The following is a 17,186-nucleotide window of genomic DNA, read 5'->3' as shown; positions in this document are numbered from 1 at the left end:
GGCCCCGACCACCCCTCAACGCTGACCTCCCGCAACAACCTCGCCGGCGCCTACCGATCGGCGGGGGACCTGACCCGCGCCATCCCCCTGCTGGAGCAAACCCTCACCAACTGCGAGCGGGTGCTGGGCCCCGACCACCCCACAACCCACGTCGTGCGAGGCAATCTCGAGATCGCGCGAGATGCGTATGCCCGAACGTCGTCAGGAGGGTGGAGACGGTGGTTTCAGGGACGGCTGGGGAGCCGTTGATGGTAGAGGGGTGTGTTCTCTGCAATCAACCATCGTTCACTTCCGAACCAGGCCAGGTGCACGAATACCCCGGGATCCCCTCGATAACTCCTTCAAAGCCCACCTACCTGAGCTCGCCAGTGCGCAGCCATGCCTCACGGTTCAGCCGGTCGGTGTCGCTGGGGTCTCCCGCAATGCCAACCGTCTCTCACCGCCGTTGGTGACGGCTCGAGAGGCGCCCCTTCCCCCATGGTCTACCGGAATCGGTTTCCGGATCGCCTCAGGGATGACGTAGGGGCGGGGGGAATCGTCGCTCCCGCCGTTCTTGACGCAGTGGACAGGTCGAGGCGGGATTCGGGACCGTCTGCGCCGGCGATAAGGGTCTTCAGCTGGTGTAGCGTTGCCGTCCGTGCGGAGGCACTTCCGTCGAGTGTTCCGTTGCGGCGCAGCTCCAGGATGCGGATGTCCTGCCACAGCTCGTCGCGCAGCTCGGGCGGGGCGGCCAGCAGCATCGCCTCGCTGAGCGCCAGCGAGGCTCTTGCCTTCGGGCTACCGAGCTGCTCGTAGGCGGCTAGCAGCTGGCGTCTGCCGGGTTGGCCGACATCGGCTCGGAGTACTCGTCGCACGTCCTGTCGGTCCCGTCCGGCCACGACCGTCAGCCCTTCGAAGGCATGCAGGACCGCCCGCGCGATCGGGACCATATCGGCGATGGCGGGAGCGATTACCGCGGGCGCTTTGAGCGGCGCCCTGTCCTGCCTGGCAGGCGTCCACCTCGGGTTGTCATGCAGCAGCCGGCCGAGGCGCACGGTCATCTGGTCCAGGTGCTGTTCGCGGACCGATGCCGACAGCGGGCCGGCCGCGACCTGTCCGTGCCAGGCCTGGCGCACCCCCTTCCATTCCGCGTTGGCCCGCTGGACGACGTCGGTCGCCTGCTGCAGCGCCTTGCCGAGCGCCTGCTGCCGATGAGGGTTGAGTTCGTAGCAGCGGCGGGTGAGCTGGGTGAGCGACTTCGCTGCGATGTCGCTGATGATGGAAGCGGCCAGAGCCGTACGCTGCCACTGCCGTGGGCTGAGCTCCTGGGGTCGATGGCACAGTGCGCGCAGGGCGTCGCTGCCGTCGATGATGCCCGCCGACAGCTCGTGCGGGGTCTGGGCCTCCTGCGGGACCGGCTGCGGCGGCCACGGAGGCTCGTTGAGCGGAACCGCGCGCAAGGACGCCGCGTCTCCCGATCGGGAGGCGCAGCGCAGCGCGGACGAGCGCAGCAGTGAACAGGCCGTCTGTGTATCCAGGTCGCGGGTCAGGCCCGAGCGGTCCATGACGGCCACCAGGGCGAGCGTATGGTCGGCGACCTCGCTCAGCAGGCCATCGCGTACCTGCTCGTCGCTGATGACAGCGGCCCAATCGGACCGGGGAGCGTCTCCGCGCCGGGTGAAGTGCGTGGCCAGCATGTCTCCGGCGGCACCCCAGCTCGTCGACGCCGCGCGCAGGTGCAGCGCGAGCGGATGCCTGGCAGCCGCCGCGGATGTGTATCCCCCGAGGCGGGTGAGCAGCCGGGACGCCTCGTGGATGGGCTGCGCTATGTCGTCCGCGCGGGTGAAGTCCTCGGCGCACCGTGCGAGCCTGGCGGTCAGCGAACGGCAGGCGTCTTTGGCCGCCGCGGTGATGTCGCCGCCCAGTTGCGGGTGGGCGTGCATGGTGGCGCCACCCAGGTGCGTCCAGGCGCCGTCCAGGAGGTCTCCGAAGGTGGTGTCCATCAGGCGAGCAGGTCCCGGATCCGTCCGGCGTGGGCGGCGGCGTTGAGCACGGCGATGCGCCGGCTCGGGTCGGAGCTGGTTTCCGCGCGCTGCACGAGCACCTCGCACAGCAGGCTGCCGAGCCTGCCCGCTGCGTCCAGGTCGGGGACGGCGGCGGAGGTGTCGGCGGAGCCGAGCTGGGCGCCGAGCGCGGCCATGCCCTCGAGTGCCTCCTGCTGGGCGATGGCGAAGGTGGCGTACAGCTCAGGCGGGCCCTGGTGTTCCCCGGCGCTCATGCCGAGGGCGATCGCGGTGAACGCATCGACCGCCGCTGTGGTCGAGCTGTCGTGGTCGGCGTCACGCCGTTCGTCGAGGACACGGTAGGCGTCGGTGACGGAGATCAAACCGGCTCCCTTCTTCTCGATACAGGTTCGATGGTCACCCTGCGCACCGAGGTGGGTGGGACCGAACGACGTTTTGTGGATAAGGCGGAGATGTCCAATCAGGCGTCGAGGGAGGCGCCGGCCTCACTCGGGGCTGCGAGGCCGGTCCACCACCACGACGGCGCCGCTACTGCCCGGGCCTGGTGGGGTTCGAGGTGCTCGGCCTCTGTGCACTGGTAGAACGGGCCGCGCGCGCCGAGCAGGATCGGCAGATGGTGGTCGAGGTGGCCGTACCACTCGGCCATGCCGGTGCCGGGCTTCAGCCGCAGCGTCTCCCAGAGGTGCCACAGCGTGGTCAGGCGTGAGATGGCCTCCGCGTGACGCCACCACTCGGCGCACCAGCGGAACTCCCCGCCCAGCGTGCGCCGGTACATCGGCAGGAACCTGCCGCTCACCCAGTCCTCCAGCGTGGCGAACACCGGTTGCGGCTCTTCGTCGACCGGCTCCTCGAGCTCCGGCTCGGTGCTCACCGGCCGGCCTCCCCGCCGTCGGAGGACTCCCCCGCGCCGGTCAGGTCCCCGTACGGATGTCGCCGATCGGCGCCGCGGGCGCGCCGCACCGCCGCGGCGCCCGTCTCGGCGTGCTGTACCGCTCCGGCGGTGATGCGGGCGACGGCCCGGTCGCGGGCGGCGGCGATGTCCCCAGCGAGGGCTCCGCCGTACCAGGGGCGGAGCTTCAGCAGCGCCGGCCGGACTCCGGTGGCCAGCAGCAGCGCGGTGCCTGGTTCGAGCGCGCGGATCGCGGCGGGCTCGAGAATGTCCTGGCGGCGCAGGCTGATCTGCTCGCCGGCGTGGCGCTCGCCGTAGGACAGGCTCCTGACCGGAACGTCATGCTGTCCGACCAGGGTCGCCAGGTCCCGGGCCAGGCGCGGAGAGTCGGCCCCGGCGCCGATCAGCTTCATGGTGGCCGCGCCCCACAACGCGGCCATGCCGTGCTCGCCCCACACCGTGATCCCCTGCTCGTAGGACTGCAGGATCGTGACCAGGCAGACGCCGCGCGAACCCATATAGGAGTACAGCTCGGGCAGGTCGGCGATCCGGCAGATGTTGGCCGCCTCGTCCAGTGAAACGGCCATCGGCGGGTCGAGCCGCCCGCCCATGCGTTCGGCCTCACGTTTGGCGGCCCGCATCACCAGGTCGGCCAGGCCGGCGATGAGCGGGGCGGCCGCCGAGCGGTTCTGCGACAACAGGTACAGGGTGTCGGTGCTGCGGGCGAAGTCGTACGGGTCGAAGTCGGGCAGGTCGCAGGGGGTGACCCATGCCATGATCGCCTCGTCGCGCAGCGCCTTGGTGGCCGTGCGGGCGGTCTGGTAGATGCCGTCGCGGGTCTCCACGGCGCCGTTCTGCGCACCGCGAAGGCTGGAGGCCAGCAGGTGGAAGCCGGCCTCGGTGAGCAGCTCGCACGGGGTGGGGACGGCGGGCTCATCCAGCCAGCGGGCGACGTGATGCAGGGTGCGGCCGGAGGTCGCCGCGGCGAGGAACAGCGCCGACAGCAGGTCCTGGGCGGCAGGCCCCCAGATGTCCCTCTTGCTGGGGTCTTCGACGGTGAGCACGAAGTGCCCGGCCAGGCGGTGGGCGTCTTCGACCGTCGCCAGGACGCGGAGGGGGTTCCACCACCAGCGTTGCGGCTGGTAGGTGATGGACTGCGGGTCGAACAGCCACACCCTTCCCCGCTGCTCGCGCAGCTCGGCGGTGGCGGCCCACAGGTCCTCCTTGTTGCTGGTGGCCACGACCGCGCCGGGCGCCGACAGCACGTGCGGGATGCTGCGCGCCGTGGTCTTACCCGACCGGGGGGCCATGAGGTCGACCTCGGTGTCCTCCCAGCTGGAGTACAGGACCGGGCCGCGCCCGCGCGGCAGCAGCTGCTCACCGAGCTCCAGCCCGATCTCTTCCGGCTGCAGGTCATGCGGCTTCCGCCCTGCCAGGGAGGCGCGCAGCCGGATCGCCTTGCGCGCGGTCGGCAGGGCCTGGAAGACGGCCAGGCGCGGATTGCGGGCCAGGGCCGCCACCGGGTCGGCCGGGGTGGGAAGTCGGCGAAGCACGGCACGGCACACCGGCAGCGCCACCGTAGCGGCGGCCACGGCCAGCACCGCAGCGATCCCCGCGACCGCCCAAGTGGGTGTGCCCGGCCAGGCGTCAGCCGTACGGCCGTGCACGACGTCGGCGATGAACTCCGTCCCCAGCGGGGCGACGGTGCCGCCGGTGAGGAGAGCGGCGAGCCCGGCGGCCGCCCACACCACCACGGCCACGGCGGCCAAGCCCCACAGCGCGGCCAACAGGAACCATCCGCCGAACGCGTGCCCGGGGATGATCGGCGCCTTCGGTCCCGGGGCCCGGCTCACGTGTCACGGCCCGCATGTTGCGACAACTCCATGAGGGTGAGCCTGCAAATGACTCGTTGCTCACCATGTGACGAAGCCGGTGTGGCAGCCTTGCTCACACAAAGCTGTGCCCCGGCTGCGTGCCGTAGCAGAGGCAATACCGGGGCTTATGTCACTGACAGTAGCACAGGAGGCACGGGCGCGAAATGGAGGAAGCCGAGGCCAAGCGGCTACGGGAGGTGCTGTCGGTCGCCCGCGTCGCCGAGTACGAGGCACTGTGCGACGGACAGACCGCCGCAGCCCTGCGCCTCCACTGCTGGAACACCGAGATCTGTGCGGCGTTCTACGGCCCCCTGCAGTATCTGGAGGTCGCGCTGCGTGGCGTCCTCAGCCGCGAACTGGTGCGGCTCTTCCAGCGAGCCGACTGGTGGGAGGACGCCGGTCTGCACTTCGGAGCACAGCGCAAGATTGGCGAGGCCTGCGACCTGCTGCGCAGACAAGGGCTCGCGACAACCCCGGAGCGGATCGAGAACGAGCTGTCCTTCGGCTTCTGGGTCTCGCTGCTCGGCCCCGGCAACAACTACGACCAGCGACTGTGGCGTACCGCCCTACACCGGGCGTTCCCCGGCTACCGGGGCGGACGCAGGGAACTGCACCGCAAGCTCGACCACCTTCGCGTGCTGCGTAACAAGATCGCTCATCACTGTCCCGTCTACCACCGCCACCTGCACGCCGACCACCAGACCATCCTTGAGTGCCTCGGCTACATCGACATTGGGCTCGCCACCTGGGTCAATCGTTACAGCCGGGTTCCCGCCGTTCTCGCCAGCCGGCCGTGACTGTCGCACGCGTTGGTGCGTAAGCACGGCCTCAGAGGTGCTACGCAGCACGCGCACCGAGCTGAGCAGCGAACATCACGGGCTGGGGCTCATCCGGCGAGATCTCAGGGTCACCTTCGCAGCATCAGACCGCTGGCCGAGGAACGCCTTGAATAGTCGTGGCGGCGGGTCTCTCCGGGCCTGGTCCAAGCGCGCACCTCTACGAGGCACTCACGCACGCCAACCAGCAGCTACCTGAGCCTACCGCTCGTTTCTGCCGCATTCTGGTGGCACCCTTCTCATCAGGGAAGTTCAAGAAGCAGCTGGAACCGGCCGCATTCCCCGGCTCCCCTACCCGAGGTAATACCCGGCGAATACACTCTGGGTATGGCGAAGGATAAGACCTCGATCAGCATCGCTCCGTGGATCCTGGAGAAGGCGCGGGCGCACGCAGAGGCAAACGGGCTCAGCGTGTCGGCCGTGATCGAGCGGGGCATCTTGCGCGAGCTGGCCGCCTCCCACGACCAGTCCACGCGGGCCGCGTACTACGGCTCCCCCGCGATCGCCGTCCAGGAGGCCGACGAGGCCGCACTGCACGACGACATCCGCGCGCATCTGAAGGGCAAGCAGGGCGGGGCCGCCGCGTGAGCCACCGGTTCGGGGAACTCTGGACGGTTCAGCTCGCCGACCGCGAAGAGGTCCGCCTCATCGTCTCCGGCGACTTCTACCACACGCTGTACGGCGACAACGTGCTCACCGCGTATGTGGAGGCCGCCGACATGGCGTCCGCGTTGACGGCGTTTTCCGTCGATGTCGGCGGCGGCCGGGCGGCGATGGTCGACCGCATCACAACCGTGCACAGCGGCCGGCTGAAGGAGAAAGTGGGCGACCTCCCTGAGGCTCGCCTGGCCGACGTACGAGGTATGCTCGCCGCCGTCTTCGGCTTCGCCAGCTGATCCCACGCGTATGGCCCCGGCGATTCACCGCCGGGGCTTCCTCCTATGTGAGCCCGGAATCCGTCGTATACGACGGAGGCGATGCACCACGCGAAACCGAAAACACCGGTCGGTCGCCTCCGCCGCCCGCTTCGCAACCCTCGTCGACCGCATCCCGCTCACGTTCAGCGGACCCCGCACAACCAGGCCGCGCGCATCCCACGCCGGCGACGAAGATGTCAGCATGAGCACCAGCCCAGACGACGACCCCGAGATCACCAGTGCCGACACCAGGCCCACGCTCGCCGATGTCGTCCAGCGTTACGTGGTCTGGGATCGCGACGAGCCCCGCTACCTCAAGCTCCTCGGCGGGAAGCTTCCCAAGCTCAGCAATCGGTTCAAGGCCGCCCTCGCCGACGACGCGCGTCATATCAGCGACGAGGACCTCCACGAACTCTTACGCTGTGACTGGCGGCCCCGCCTGACCGCCGCATGGCTGATCGGCATAGACCGCCGCGTTCGCTTCCGCCAGGCCATCGGCGAACTTCTCCTGAGCAGCGAGGTCTGCTACGCAGGCCAGGGTTACTGCTTCGCCCTCGCCACCTTCGGGCAATCCCACGACGCCGAGATCCTCACCGCCTACCTCGACCGCTACCTGCCCAGAACCGACTGCTACTACGACCAGCACTGGGCTATCGGCGCGCTCCTTCACCTCGACGACCGCCTCGGCACCCACCACTCCGACCAATACCTCACCACCGGTCTGTGGCAAGCCTCCGCGTTCTCCCGCCTGGACCCCGCCGACTACCAGCACACGATCGACGAACTCTGTAACACCACCCGTGTTCTCACCAACGCCGCCGGCCGCGACAGCCTCAGTCCCGGGAACCCCGGGCCGTGAATCCCGCTTCACCGGCCACCGCTCCTTGGGTTCCGGACCAACCGTCCAGATATTGAGTCGAACTTCGGATCTGTGTCATACAGGCGGTATTCCTCGCCGACCAGAGACAGCTCGACGGGGATGCCGAGCCGCTCCCCCGTTTTGATCAGATACTTGCCGCGGCCGGGATGCTTGGCTTCCGGCTGCCAGGAGTCCGGCGCCGACCAGGAGGCGACCAGCTCGGCCTCGGGACCCGTGAGCGGTGTGACCTCACGGACCCGGGCGAGCTCGCGCGGCGGCAGCCCGGCCAGCACCGTGATGGCCGAGCGATCGGCGAAACCGCGGGCCTTGGCCCTGTCCTCCTCTGCGGTCAGCGCGTCCAGGTCCGACAGTGAGTGTGTGACCATCACCGACGCCATGCCCTTGGCCCGGTTCAGCCGTGTCAGCGCGTCGGCGTATTCGACCAGGCCGGGCGCGCCGCGCAGCGCCCGCCAAAGCTCGTCCATCACCCCCAGCCAGGAGCGGCGCGGCGCAAGGCCGAGTTCGCTCATCGCAGCGCAGGCGTCGACCATGGCGAAGGAGTACGCCCAGGTGGACAGCATCGCCGCGGTGAGCAGCTTGTCGCCGGCCGCGCCGATCCGGGAGATGTCGACGGCGACCGCGGGCGCGGTCAGGTCCAGCGGGCGGGTGGTCGGTCCGTCGAACACCCCGGCCAGGGACCCGGTGCACAGCAGGTCGAGGGTGAACATCAGCTCCCGCGTCCGTTCCCGGTAGGTCTCGTCGGTGTCGGCCCGGGCGGCCGAGCGTAGCGCTTCGGGCCCTTCCTCGATGACCGTCAGGACGTCGGGCACTGTCGGCTCACGCAGTAGCCGCTCGTCCAGCAGATCGACCGCGCGGCCCAGCACGACCTCCTCGAAATTGGTAATCCGGCTTTCCCGAATCAGCGTGCACAGTGCGAGCAGCAGCGACAGCCGCCGGCCGCGCACCTCCCAACGCAGCCGCTGCGCCTGCGGCCCGCTCATCTGCCGCAGTGCGTCCGCCAGTGGTCCGGCGTCGAGCGGGTTGAGCCGATCCATCCCCCGGCCAACGCTGATCACCTGCCCGCCGAGGTGGGCGACCAGCGGGGTGTAGTCGGGTTTGGTGTCGCCGAGGATCAACGCGGTGGAGCCGAACGCGACCGCCCCGACGACCAGGCGCTTGACGAGGGTGGACTTGCCGGTGCCGGGCTGTCCGAGCACGAACACGCCGGGGTTGGTCACCAGCCCGGCGCGCAGCCAGGTGAGCGGATCCAGGCAGACGACCTCACCGGACAGCTGGTGCCGCCCGATCGGCGTGCCGATCGACGGGGCGCCCGCGCCGGCGACGAACGGGTATAGCCCGCACACCTGCGTGGTCGTCGCCTGATACTCCACCCCCGGCGCGACGTGCACCGCCCGCCCGCCGTACGGCCTGTGCCATCCCCGAGCCGGCGCCACCGGCCGCCGCCTCCTCCGGCCCACGAGGTCCGGTACGGCTCCCGCCTCCTCGATGCCGCCAGGACTGGCTGACGGCACCAGGAGTTCATCGCGAGGGCGAAGCTGCACCACGGTCACGACATGCCTCCCATCGGGTGTATGCCCGCACTACGTCACAGGAGGGTTGCTTAGGCCGTGACGTGAGCCGGCCCTGCCCCAGCACGCGACAGCGGGAGGCTCTGCGCCGGATGCGAACAGGGTCGGGGGTGGCGCCGAGGAAAGAAGCGGCTGCCTTCATAGAAAGATAGCTATTCGTTTCCGGTACGAGGTGAAGCGCCGGTTATTTTCAGCATTTGTCGGTGCCGGATGCTTACATTTCTCTGTGGCCCCCGAGGCCGCCCCCGCCATTCCCTCGATCCCCCAAGGAGATGCCCCATGCCCTCTGACATGTACTACCGGCGCGGACATTGGGTCAGGAGACCGAAATCAAAAAGCGGAAGGATTTCGGGCTGGATGGTCCTGGCCGTCATCGCCGGGGTGATCTGGTTCGTCTCCCATGGCGCCGGTGACCAGCAGGAGGTCCCGCAGCAGCCACCGATGTCGGAGATCGTCACCCGATGACGCGCCGGAAGTCACGTTCGCGCCTGCTCCGATCCTGGACGCCGGCCAACCTGAACGAATGGATCGCGGCCCTTTTCGTCGTTTTCATCGCCACCGCATTGCTGATCCAGGCAGTACGCGCCCTCATCGGCGTGATTTTCGGCCACTGGTATATCGCGGCCGGTCTGGGATTCGGTCTCGCGATCGCTATCGCGGCGGCGCTGTGGTGGCAGGTGGCCGCGGTCCGGCGGCGCAGCGCCCGGCTACGGCACCTGAGGCTGACCCTGCACGAGTTAGACGCCATCACTCCGCAGGCCTTTGAGTTCGCCGTCCGCGATCTCATGCTGCGCGACGGCATGAACGCCAGACACGTCGGCCGCCGGGGTGACAAGGCGGCTGACGTCGTCGCCCTCGACGACCGCGGCCACCGCATCGTCGTGCAGTGCAAGCACACCACGACCGGCGGCAAGGTCGGAGCCGGCGTCGTCTACCAGGTGAACGGGACCGCGGGGCCCGCTCACGGCGCCGACGTCGCGGTGATCGTCACCAACGGTGCCTTCACCAGGGGAGCCCGGGAAAACGCCGCCGAGTTCCGGATCCACCTCGTTGGACGGCAGGACCTCGCCCGCTGGGCCGCAGACGGCGAGTCTCTTCAGCGTCTGCTGAGACTGACCACTCCGCTGCGGCGACGACGGCGCCTGCGTCACGCCGCATTCACCCACCACCACAATCCGTCACTACGGCAAGCAGATTCGCAGGAGGTCACGTGAGCACGAACGACGCCGGCTCCACGCGCCGGAAGATGACGCCCGAGGACGCCCGACGCATCCAGCGCAGCGCCGACAAAAACCCGCACGGCAACACCGCCACCACGGGGTTCAAGCAGAGGGCGCAGTCGGCGGCCGACACGCCCAGCAGGCGCTCAAGACGCGGAAAGTAGCCCTCAGCCGGGCTCGACGATCGGATGATGAGCAGGGCGAGGGCAGACGGCACCGGGCAGGGCGTGCGCATGATGGTGGCCGCTCGGCGTGCGCTCAAAGCCGCACCCCGACCCCGACTGGGTCAGGCACCGCCAGCGTGCCAGGATGCGCTGGTCCTGCTCAGCCTCGTCGCCCTGTCACAGCTCGGCTTCCCGCTGGGCGAAGGGCAGCCACTGCGGGTATTCCGGGTCGTCCGGGCGAAACTCGCGGGTCACGGTCGGCACGCGGAGCACGCCGCCAGGCAGCATTATCACGATCCACCTGACCGGAAACCTGGTCGACGCGCCCGAGGTGTCGTTCACCAACGGCGGCACGCCCGGGGCCCGATCTCGACTCGCCTCTACCAGCAGCAGGTTCGACGAGCAGCCGCGAGCCGTGATTCATGCAGGGCGGGAAGGCGCCGTGCAGTGGCGCTCACCTCATGAGATAGGCCCGATTGGGCGGTGAGTTGTCGATTCGGACCGACGACCGCGCAGGGTCCCGGATACGCAGCTGCCGTGAGGGAAGGGCACCGGCGTGGTCGTCGGTCTCCGTCCTTGGAGCTGGAGGACGAGGATACCGCAGGCCCGGGAACAGGCCGGCGGTTCCCTCGTCCCGAATCGTCAGGCTATGCGGCCAAACAGAGCCTGAGAGATTGGCGCACGCCCCAGACCAGGAGAAGTGAGCCGTCCGAGCCCCGGATGATCCAGGGCTCGTGGATCCATTGGAGATGTCCGGAGCTGTTTTCGACTTGGAAGTGGGACTAAGTCGGACGTTCATGTTCCCATCGAGATAGAGGGCCGCTGACCAGGGGGGATACGACGATTGTCAGGCGTTGTCGCATTGACAACAGACAATCGCGACCGCCCCCGAACAGGCTGAGCGGACGGCCTGACAAAGAACTGACAGGCGGGGATTGCGCAGAAGGAGGGCAACCCGTCCACCATGGACGGGAAAGACACGCGCAGAGATTCCCGACGGCCAACGGGACGCGTGAGTCCGACTTCCAGCTCCAGACCAGGGTCCCCCTCCCGAAGTGAGGTCGTCATGGCTGACCGCCGCTCTCCCCATCTAGCCGTCCGCGCCCAAGCGCAGTCTCCGGCCGCAGCCCCACCCGCAGACGATGACGAGGACAGCAGTCCTGGCGACGGCCCTGACGCCCCCCTCTCACCGTCCGCGCCCGGGCAGCCCGGTCCGCAGGCGGCGTCGCCGCTATCGGCCAAACCTGGAGAGAAGCTGCCATGGTGGTGGCTCATCGCTTTCCTGATCATCTTCGGGATGTTCTCGGTCCTAGTGGTGGTGCTGGTCGCGGGAGGCCAGTCTCTCGCCATAGCGCTCGGGGTGCCGGGCGCGCTGAGCGCAGCGGCACTCGGCGTGCTGTCGTGGCTCCGTCGCCTGGCCCACCGGCGGCAGGGGGGTGCGTGATGGGACGCAAACGCAACCCGATCGCCGATGATGGCCCAATCGGTCAGTTCGCCCAGCGGCTGCGTGACCGGATGGACTCGGCCGAGGTCGTTCCGCCGTTGACCTCCCGCGCCATGGCCAAGACAGCGCGTTTCTCGCACGCCGTACTTGCCGACGCATGCGCGGGCAAGAGGCTGCCCACCTGGGACGTCACCAAGGCATTCGTCCAAGCGTGCGGCGCCGACGATACCGAGCTGGCGCGCTGGCGCGAGGACTGGCTGCAGACGCAGCAGGTAGTCGGCCGGCTGCGCCGCAAGCTCGGGCACGCCGACGTCGTGGTGCCCACGCACACCGACACCGGGCGGCCAGTGCGCGAGGGCCGATTGCGACCGGTCCAGGTGGACCTGGCTGACCCGGAAGCCTGGGTGCCGCAGCCAGAGACCGTACAAACCTTCGACGACCTGCTCTATCAGCTGAGGGTGCTCAGGATCGCGCGCGGGAACCTGAGCCTGCGTGACCTTAGCCGCCTGAGCAGCGTTCCGACCAGCACGCTCGGCAACCTGTTCAGCGGCCGGCGCCCCAACTACGACACGTTCGCGACCGTGGTCCAAGCGTTGCTCCTGCCTCGCCTTCCACAAGCCAGCCTTGAGCAGGGCATCGAAGTCGGAGATTGGCGCCCCTGGCGGGAGGCATGGACACGTGCCGAGTACAACCGGACGCGCCCGGACCTGACCCGGCACCGCCGGGCGGGCAACATGCCCGACACCTCATCTCCTGACCCCAGCCAGGGCCCCCTGGTCGCCCTCCGCGACCGGTTGCAGGAGCTGTACCGGCACCAAGGCAAGCCCAGCTACCGAGAACTGGCCATGCGCACCCACAGCGCGGTCAGTCACACCACTGCGCACGCGATTATCCGCTGCCAGAAGCTGCCGCGCTGGGGCCAACTGGAGGTCATCGTCGAGGCCCTCGCAGGGGATGACAGCCATCTCGAGGAGTTCCGTGCGCTGTGGCTGGCGGCGGAGGAAACCAGCCACAGGGCAACAGCCACACCGCCCACTGCGGAGTCGCTGGAGCTGTATCGGCCGGTCGGCGATCCCCTCAACGACCACACCGGCACCATTCGTGCGGTGGCCTTCCACCCCGACGGCCACCTACTCGCCACCATCAGCTCCGACGAGACGGTACGACTATGGCGAAGCACCCGAGAACCCGAGCCGCACCAATTGCGCCGACAGGTCGACCAGCTACGGACCCGGCTCGTAGCCGTACGAGCTGACCGTGACCAGCTAGCGCCCTCAGCCTGCCCAGATGATCGAGCAGACATGAACGGCCCTGGCGGCGTCGTCTACGACATAGGAGACCAGGCCGGCGGCGCCGAACGCCTGCTTGCGGAACAGCGGGTGTCCGGGGTGGGGGACGCCGCGGTGGTGCGGGTTAACGCCGATGATGGGTAGCTCATCGACGAGCGCCTGCCAGGTCTCAGCGAGCAGGCCAGGGATCTGGGCGCTGGCGGAGGCGGCGAAGAGGAAGAGCACTTTGTCACGCTCATGTGGGAACTGCACTGCGCGGACGCGGAGACGGGTGATTGTGAAGACCCGGACTGCGATCCCGAGGTCGACGGCGAGTGGATGGCCGCTCACGGACTCGGCGACCTCCTAGTCAGGGCCCCGGACGACCGACATGCTGAGCTGTGGGCACTGGCTGAGCGGCACGAGCAGGATCCGCACATCGGCCTCGTGGGGCATAGAGGCTTGCCTCAACCCCACGGGAGGAGCTTTCCGGACCCTCTTCCCTCTGGCTGTGGTCAAGGGTTCTTCTGCGACACGCCGAGCGTGCGGTCTGCCGGACCGTCCCCTCGTGCGCAGCCGCGTGAAGTCGGCCCAGGCGCTCGGGGCTGACGCCGTGGTGCGCGGCATAGGCAGCCATGACGGCAGGGGAATCACCGATCCGGCCGCTCGGGCTAGCGAGCGTGGCAGTTCGGAGGGCATCGACGGGACGGTGCCGATGCCGATGCGGTGGGCCGCCGAAGGCTGACGCGTGCCCGGCCCCGACGTCGACCCGCAGCCCGAGCGGCCGGGCGCCGTGGTGCTGCACATCAGCACCGCGCACGACACGTTCGGCTGGTGCGCCCGCTGCCCCGGCCGCAGCGAGGCCGACGAACTCACCGCCTGGCGCATGCACACGGTCACGCCCGCACTGGCCGCGCTCGTCGAGGAGGTGGCGCGCAGTGGCGCTTGAGATCGACCTGTGGCTGCCCGAGCGCATGCGCGCCTCGGCGCTCTTGCTCGGTGCCGAGGCCGACGTCGAGGCCGCCGTGCGCAAGGCCATCGAACGGTGGCTCGCCGAGGTGCGCCGCCTGGTCCTCGGCACCGGCCAGGCCGACGCGGTCACCGCCGACGCCGCGCCGCCGCCGAACATGGAGGGATTCGCCGCCAGCGAACCGGAGTGGGCCGCCGCCCTGGCCGAGTTCGCGATGCCCGTACTCGAGGAGTTGTTCGCCGAGCGGTTCCTCGCGATCGCCCGCATCGCGACCGTGTCGGATCAGCCGTACCGCGAGGCGTACATCGCCGAGGTGTTCAGCCGGTTGAAGCTGTTCCCGGCCGAGCAGTTCGAGGAGATCCGCCCCGAGATCCAAGAGGCCATCAGCGAGGGCGAGACGATCGACCAGGTCCGCGACCGCATCGCCGCCGTGCTCGACTTTGACACCACGGCGGGGGCGCAGGGCGAGCAGGCCGAAATCCGCCGGGTACGCGGCCGCATCGTCGCGATCGAGAAGCGGCTCGACGACCCGACCATCGACCCGGCCGAGGCCGCGGCGCTGCGGGCCGCGCGGCGCGAGCTGTACGACGACCTGTACCGGCTCGAACGCAGGTGGCAGTGGAAAGCCCGCAGGATCGCCCGCACCGAGACGATCGGCGCGCTGAATGGCGGGTCGTACTGGGGTGCGCGGGCCCGGGCCGACATCCTCGACCTGACCCTCTACAAGCAATGGCTCGCGACCGACGACGCCCGCACGAGGCCGACGCACCGGGCCGCGGACGGGCAGGTGCGGCGCCTGGCGACGTCGTTCCTCGTCGGCGGCGCACCCTCGAGTTCCCCGGCATGCCGGGCGGCCCCCCGCACGAGGTGATCAACTGTAGGTGCCTCCCGGGGTCAACGCTGGTGGCAGGTGCCGTAACGGCGGCCATGCGGCGGCAGTACGACGGGCCGATGCTCAAGCTCCGTACCGCCTATGGCGACGACCTGACCGCAACCCCGGATCACCCGGTACTGACGGCCTGCGGATGGGTCCTTATGGATCAGGTCGAGCGTGGCGACTATCTGGTCTGCGCACGCCGAGACGTCGTAGCGGCATCGGCTGTTCCGGTAGGCCCACACGTAGAGCACCGGGAACCCACGGTGCAGCAGGTCTACGATGCGTTGGCGCTCGCGGCTCTCGACGGACAGGGGCGAGGCCCCCGGACGGTGCACCTCGACGGCCAGGGTTCCGCCGGCGAGCACGTCGACGTTCATGTGATCGACGATGTGCTCGCGTTCGGCCGCTATCCCGCGGCGCTCGAGTTCCTCGGCAAGTTCGCGGTTCCCATCACCGAACTTGAGATGAGCGGCCCGGGTGACGTCGGCGCGCACGCCAGCGCTACGCAGACGGATCGTGTTCGCTTCGCTGCCGGACCGCACGGGCAGCCCGACGTCGCCGAGGCAGCGCACGATCTTGGGGCGCGTCGTACCGAGCTGCTGCGCCATGGCCAGGACTCTCACGCCCTGGCCGTACAGTCGGGCGACGTCGGCGTGCAGGGCGGACCGGCGCAGTGTGCCGCCGATCTTGTTGCCGACGGCGCGGGTCCGGATCGGCACCCCGGCGTCCCGCAGGCGCAGATACACGGTGCTGACGCTGTACCCGACTTCGCTCGCCACCTTGGCGAGCGACTTGCCGGATTCGTATCGTTTGCGCAGGTCATCGACGTCGATGGCGAGCGGTTTCGGGGGCACGTGTATGACCTTACGACAAAGGACCATGCATATACGGTCGGTCGCGGCTACATAGTTCACAACTGCACGACGCTGTTCCTCGACGAGGACGAGCTCACCCCAGAGCAGCGCGACGAGATCGACCAGGCCGACCCGCAGGACCCGCCCACGGTCGAGGTCGACGACGACGCCGGTGTCGAGTCGATCGACACCGCAGAGGAGATCGCCGAGGAGGTCGCCGAGGCCGACCCGCTGTCGGCCGCGCCGCAGGGGCCCGCGGCCCCGGCCGACGAGACGCTGCCGCGAATCGTCCTACGCGTGACGACTGCCGGTTCGCTCGGCGCACCTGTGGCTTGTATCGGGTGGGCTAGCCCACAAAACCCTGAGTGATCATGATTTGAGGGTGTGCCCCGGTTACCCTACTCATGCAGAGACCCGGCTCCTGCCCGCAACAGCTTGAACCGGGGCCCTGCGTGTCACGGGCTCAAGTGGGCAGCGATGCTCACTGGGCCCGTCCTCCTTGTTCAGCCAGTCCCACAGCGACAGGGCTGCTCGCAAGACGAGCAGTATCCAGCCACCCCAGTCCGGCTCCTTTCCCTTCTTGCGTGGTCGCCTTCTGGCACTCACGGTTGCGCACCTGCCTTGACCCGTCAGGACCATGAGGGACGCCGGTGGGTCAGTCCGGTCGATCCCTGCAGGTATGACCGACCGACGCGGTGCTCTCCATAGACAACCAACTTCTGGCGGATCTGCCATTAGTGATCGCCCGTGATTTAAATCACTGCCGAACGCTGATTCCTTTTCGCAAAAAAGCAGGTTGAATGGCCCGCGCCAGCCCTAACCCTGAGCCCAGAAATCGGACATTAATACACAAAGGTGCCCCGCCTCTATCGGACGCGGGGCACCAGTACGGGAAAGGGCGGGGTTACGGTCCGCTGGCGTCTCCCATCGGCTCGAGGTCGCCCCGCGCGATCGCCTCGCGCATCTCCCGGCCCGAGTCGGCGCCCTCGTCGGGGTAGACCTCGATATCAAGCCCGCGCTCGGCCGCCAGGGCGGCGATCGCCTCGGCCTGCTCGCGCCGCGTGGCCGGGCGGCCGGCCTTGCCGGGGTTGGCGCGCCGCTGGTCGAGCGAAGGCACGCCGTTGCTCAACACCGCGTCAACCGCCGAGGGCCGTGCGATCCTGCAGCGCGCGGCCGAGGACGCGCTACGCCTCGAGCGGCGCGGCGCCTGGGCCTGCCTCGCGCACGTAGCGCGCGAGGCGACCGGCGCACCGCTGCCGCCCGGGCCGGTCCGCCCGGTTCACATCCCCGACCGGGCGTGGGACTACATCACGACGGCCGGCTGCAAGCCCCTCAACGCCCGCACGCCATTGCAACGGTTCGCCGGAGAGGGCGCCGAGACCCAGCTGCGTCGTTCCGCTTTCGACACCTAGCGCGGTCTGT

At 69.1% G+C, this 17,186-nt stretch carries 20 protein-coding genes; 13 read left to right on the top strand and 7 right to left on the bottom strand.

Annotation, left to right across the window (positions count from 1 at the left end; translation table 11 throughout):
- A partial coding sequence (locus BXA11_RS32385; RefSeq protein WP_143734656.1) for a tetratricopeptide repeat protein occupies positions 1–249 on the top strand: 249 nt, incomplete at its 5' end.
- 233 nt (positions 250–482) lie between these two features.
- Here BXA11_RS32385 and BXA11_RS32380 read toward each other — a convergent pair.
- The 4 genes from BXA11_RS32380 to BXA11_RS32365 form a co-directional block, all read right to left on the bottom strand.
- Positions 483–1,982, bottom strand: a complete 1,500-nt coding sequence (locus BXA11_RS32380; RefSeq protein ID WP_076440679.1) for a hypothetical protein — start codon at positions 1,980–1,982, stop codon at positions 483–485.
- Positions 1,982–2,365: a hypothetical protein gene (locus tag BXA11_RS32375; protein WP_076440677.1), complete on the bottom strand. Its 384-nt coding sequence runs from the start codon at positions 2,363–2,365 to the stop codon at positions 1,982–1,984. The genes BXA11_RS32380 and BXA11_RS32375 overlap by 1 nt, the downstream gene beginning before the upstream one ends.
- Positions 2,366–2,463: 98 nt before the next feature.
- Positions 2,464–2,874 (bottom strand): DUF4913 domain-containing protein, encoded by a 411-nt coding sequence (locus tag BXA11_RS32370; RefSeq protein ID WP_076440675.1) that lies wholly within the window; start codon positions 2,872–2,874, stop codon positions 2,464–2,466.
- Complete coding sequence (locus tag BXA11_RS32365; RefSeq protein ID WP_076440673.1) at positions 2,871–4,745, bottom strand: type IV secretory system conjugative DNA transfer family protein; 1,875 nt, start codon at positions 4,743–4,745, stop codon at positions 2,871–2,873. Before BXA11_RS32365 ends, BXA11_RS32370 begins: the two co-directional genes overlap by 4 nt.
- Positions 4,746–4,930: 185 nt before the next feature.
- On the opposite strand from BXA11_RS32365, the gene BXA11_RS32360 reads away from it, so the two are divergent.
- From BXA11_RS32360 to BXA11_RS32345, 4 genes are all read left to right on the top strand, one after another.
- Positions 4,931–5,563 (top strand): hypothetical protein, encoded by a 633-nt coding sequence (locus tag BXA11_RS32360; RefSeq protein WP_076440671.1) that lies wholly within the window; start codon positions 4,931–4,933, stop codon positions 5,561–5,563.
- A gap of 366 nt (positions 5,564–5,929) precedes the next feature.
- Positions 5,930–6,190: a hypothetical protein gene (locus tag BXA11_RS32355; protein WP_076440669.1), complete on the top strand. Its 261-nt coding sequence runs from the start codon at positions 5,930–5,932 to the stop codon at positions 6,188–6,190.
- Positions 6,187–6,498 carry a type II toxin-antitoxin system PemK/MazF family toxin gene (locus BXA11_RS32350; RefSeq protein ID WP_076440667.1) on the top strand — a complete coding sequence of 104 codons (312 nt, stop codon included), beginning with the start codon at positions 6,187–6,189 and terminating at the stop codon, positions 6,496–6,498. The genes BXA11_RS32355 and BXA11_RS32350 overlap by 4 nt, the downstream gene beginning before the upstream one ends.
- A 223-nt stretch (positions 6,499–6,721) precedes the next feature.
- A complete protein-coding gene (locus BXA11_RS32345; RefSeq protein ID WP_076440665.1) occupies positions 6,722–7,378 on the top strand; it encodes a DUF6000 family protein in 657 nt (218 codons plus the stop codon).
- A gap of 8 nt (positions 7,379–7,386) precedes the next feature.
- Here the strand turns inward: BXA11_RS32345 and BXA11_RS32340 are convergent, their stop codons facing one another.
- On the bottom strand, positions 7,387–8,949 hold the full coding sequence (locus BXA11_RS32340) for a hypothetical protein (RefSeq protein WP_239105241.1): 1,563 nt from the start codon (positions 8,947–8,949) through the stop codon (positions 7,387–7,389).
- Between the two features lie 479 nt (positions 8,950–9,428).
- On the opposite strand from BXA11_RS32340, the gene BXA11_RS32335 reads away from it, so the two are divergent.
- Positions 9,429–10,181 carry a restriction endonuclease gene (locus BXA11_RS32335; RefSeq protein ID WP_076440663.1) on the top strand — a complete coding sequence of 251 codons (753 nt, stop codon included), beginning with the start codon at positions 9,429–9,431 and terminating at the stop codon, positions 10,179–10,181.
- On the opposite strand, the gene BXA11_RS43435 is transcribed toward BXA11_RS32335, so the two are convergent.
- Entirely contained in the window at positions 10,174–10,449 is a 276-nt protein-coding gene (locus BXA11_RS43435) for a hypothetical protein (protein WP_159454874.1), read from the bottom strand. The two genes, BXA11_RS32335 and BXA11_RS43435, sit on opposite strands and share 8 nt — an antisense overlap.
- Positions 10,450–11,648: 1,199 nt before the next feature.
- Between BXA11_RS43435 and BXA11_RS43430 the strand changes: the two genes are divergently transcribed.
- The 6 genes from BXA11_RS43430 to BXA11_RS42595 all read left to right on the top strand — a co-directional run bounded on the left by BXA11_RS43430 (position 11,649) and on the right by BXA11_RS42595 (position 16,133).
- Positions 11,649–11,795, top strand: a complete 147-nt coding sequence (locus BXA11_RS43430) for a hypothetical protein (protein WP_159454873.1) — start codon at positions 11,649–11,651, stop codon at positions 11,793–11,795.
- Positions 11,795–13,228, top strand: a complete 1,434-nt coding sequence (locus tag BXA11_RS32325; protein ID WP_159454872.1) for a helix-turn-helix domain-containing protein — start codon at positions 11,795–11,797, stop codon at positions 13,226–13,228. Before BXA11_RS43430 ends, BXA11_RS32325 begins: the two co-directional genes overlap by 1 nt.
- Before the next feature lie 403 nt (positions 13,229–13,631).
- Positions 13,632–13,808, top strand: coding sequence for a hypothetical protein (locus tag BXA11_RS43425; RefSeq protein WP_159454871.1), 177 nt, complete (start codon positions 13,632–13,634; stop codon positions 13,806–13,808).
- A gap of 3 nt (positions 13,809–13,811) precedes the next feature.
- A complete protein-coding gene (locus BXA11_RS43420; RefSeq protein WP_076440657.1) occupies positions 13,812–14,012 on the top strand; it encodes a hypothetical protein in 201 nt (66 codons plus the stop codon).
- Entirely contained in the window at positions 14,002–14,904 is a 903-nt protein-coding gene (locus BXA11_RS32315; protein WP_076440655.1) for a phage minor head protein, read from the top strand. The genes BXA11_RS43420 and BXA11_RS32315 overlap by 11 nt, the downstream gene beginning before the upstream one ends.
- A complete protein-coding gene (locus tag BXA11_RS42595; protein ID WP_143734644.1) occupies positions 14,877–16,133 on the top strand; it encodes a Hint domain-containing protein in 1,257 nt (418 codons plus the stop codon). The genes BXA11_RS32315 and BXA11_RS42595 overlap by 28 nt, the downstream gene beginning before the upstream one ends.
- A 535-nt stretch (positions 16,134–16,668) precedes the next feature.
- Here the strand turns inward: BXA11_RS42595 and BXA11_RS32300 are convergent.
- Positions 16,669–16,881 (bottom strand): hypothetical protein, encoded by a 213-nt coding sequence (locus BXA11_RS32300; protein ID WP_143734643.1) that lies wholly within the window; start codon positions 16,879–16,881, stop codon positions 16,669–16,671.
- Between the two features lie 4 nt (positions 16,882–16,885).
- On the opposite strand from BXA11_RS32300, the gene BXA11_RS32295 reads away from it, so the two are divergent.
- On the top strand, positions 16,886–17,176 hold the full coding sequence (locus tag BXA11_RS32295) for a hypothetical protein (protein ID WP_076440647.1): 291 nt from the start codon (positions 16,886–16,888) through the stop codon (positions 17,174–17,176).
- Positions 17,177–17,186 lie beyond the last annotated feature (10 nt).

The sequence above is a fragment of the Microbispora rosea genome (assembly GCF_900156315.1).
GTDB lineage: Bacteria > Actinomycetota > Actinomycetes > Streptosporangiales > Streptosporangiaceae > Microbispora > Microbispora rosea.
This window is presented reverse-complemented; position numbering and strand designations above follow the sequence as displayed.

Bases quoted from the DNA above. Each gene is read 5' to 3' on its own strand.
- BXA11_RS32325 (WP_159454872.1), top strand. From the start codon at position 11,795: ATGGGACGCAAACGCAACCCGATCGCCGATGATGGCCCAATCGGTCAG.
- BXA11_RS32360 (WP_076440671.1), top strand. From the start codon at position 4,931: ATGGAGGAAGCCGAGGCCAAGCGGCTACGGGAGGTGCTGTCGGTCGCC.
- BXA11_RS42595 (WP_143734644.1), top strand. From the start codon at position 14,877: ATGCCGGGCGGCCCCCCGCACGAGGTGATCAACTGTAGGTGCCTCCCG.
- BXA11_RS32355 (WP_076440669.1), top strand. From the start codon at position 5,930: ATGGCGAAGGATAAGACCTCGATCAGCATCGCTCCGTGGATCCTGGAG.
- BXA11_RS32345 (WP_076440665.1), top strand. From the start codon at position 6,722: ATGAGCACCAGCCCAGACGACGACCCCGAGATCACCAGTGCCGACACC.
- BXA11_RS32380 (WP_076440679.1), bottom strand. From the start codon at position 1,982: ATGGACACCACCTTCGGAGACCTCCTGGACGGCGCCTGGACGCACCTG.
- BXA11_RS43430 (WP_159454873.1), top strand. From the start codon at position 11,649: ATGTTCTCGGTCCTAGTGGTGGTGCTGGTCGCGGGAGGCCAGTCTCTC.
- BXA11_RS32335 (WP_076440663.1), top strand. From the start codon at position 9,429: ATGACGCGCCGGAAGTCACGTTCGCGCCTGCTCCGATCCTGGACGCCG.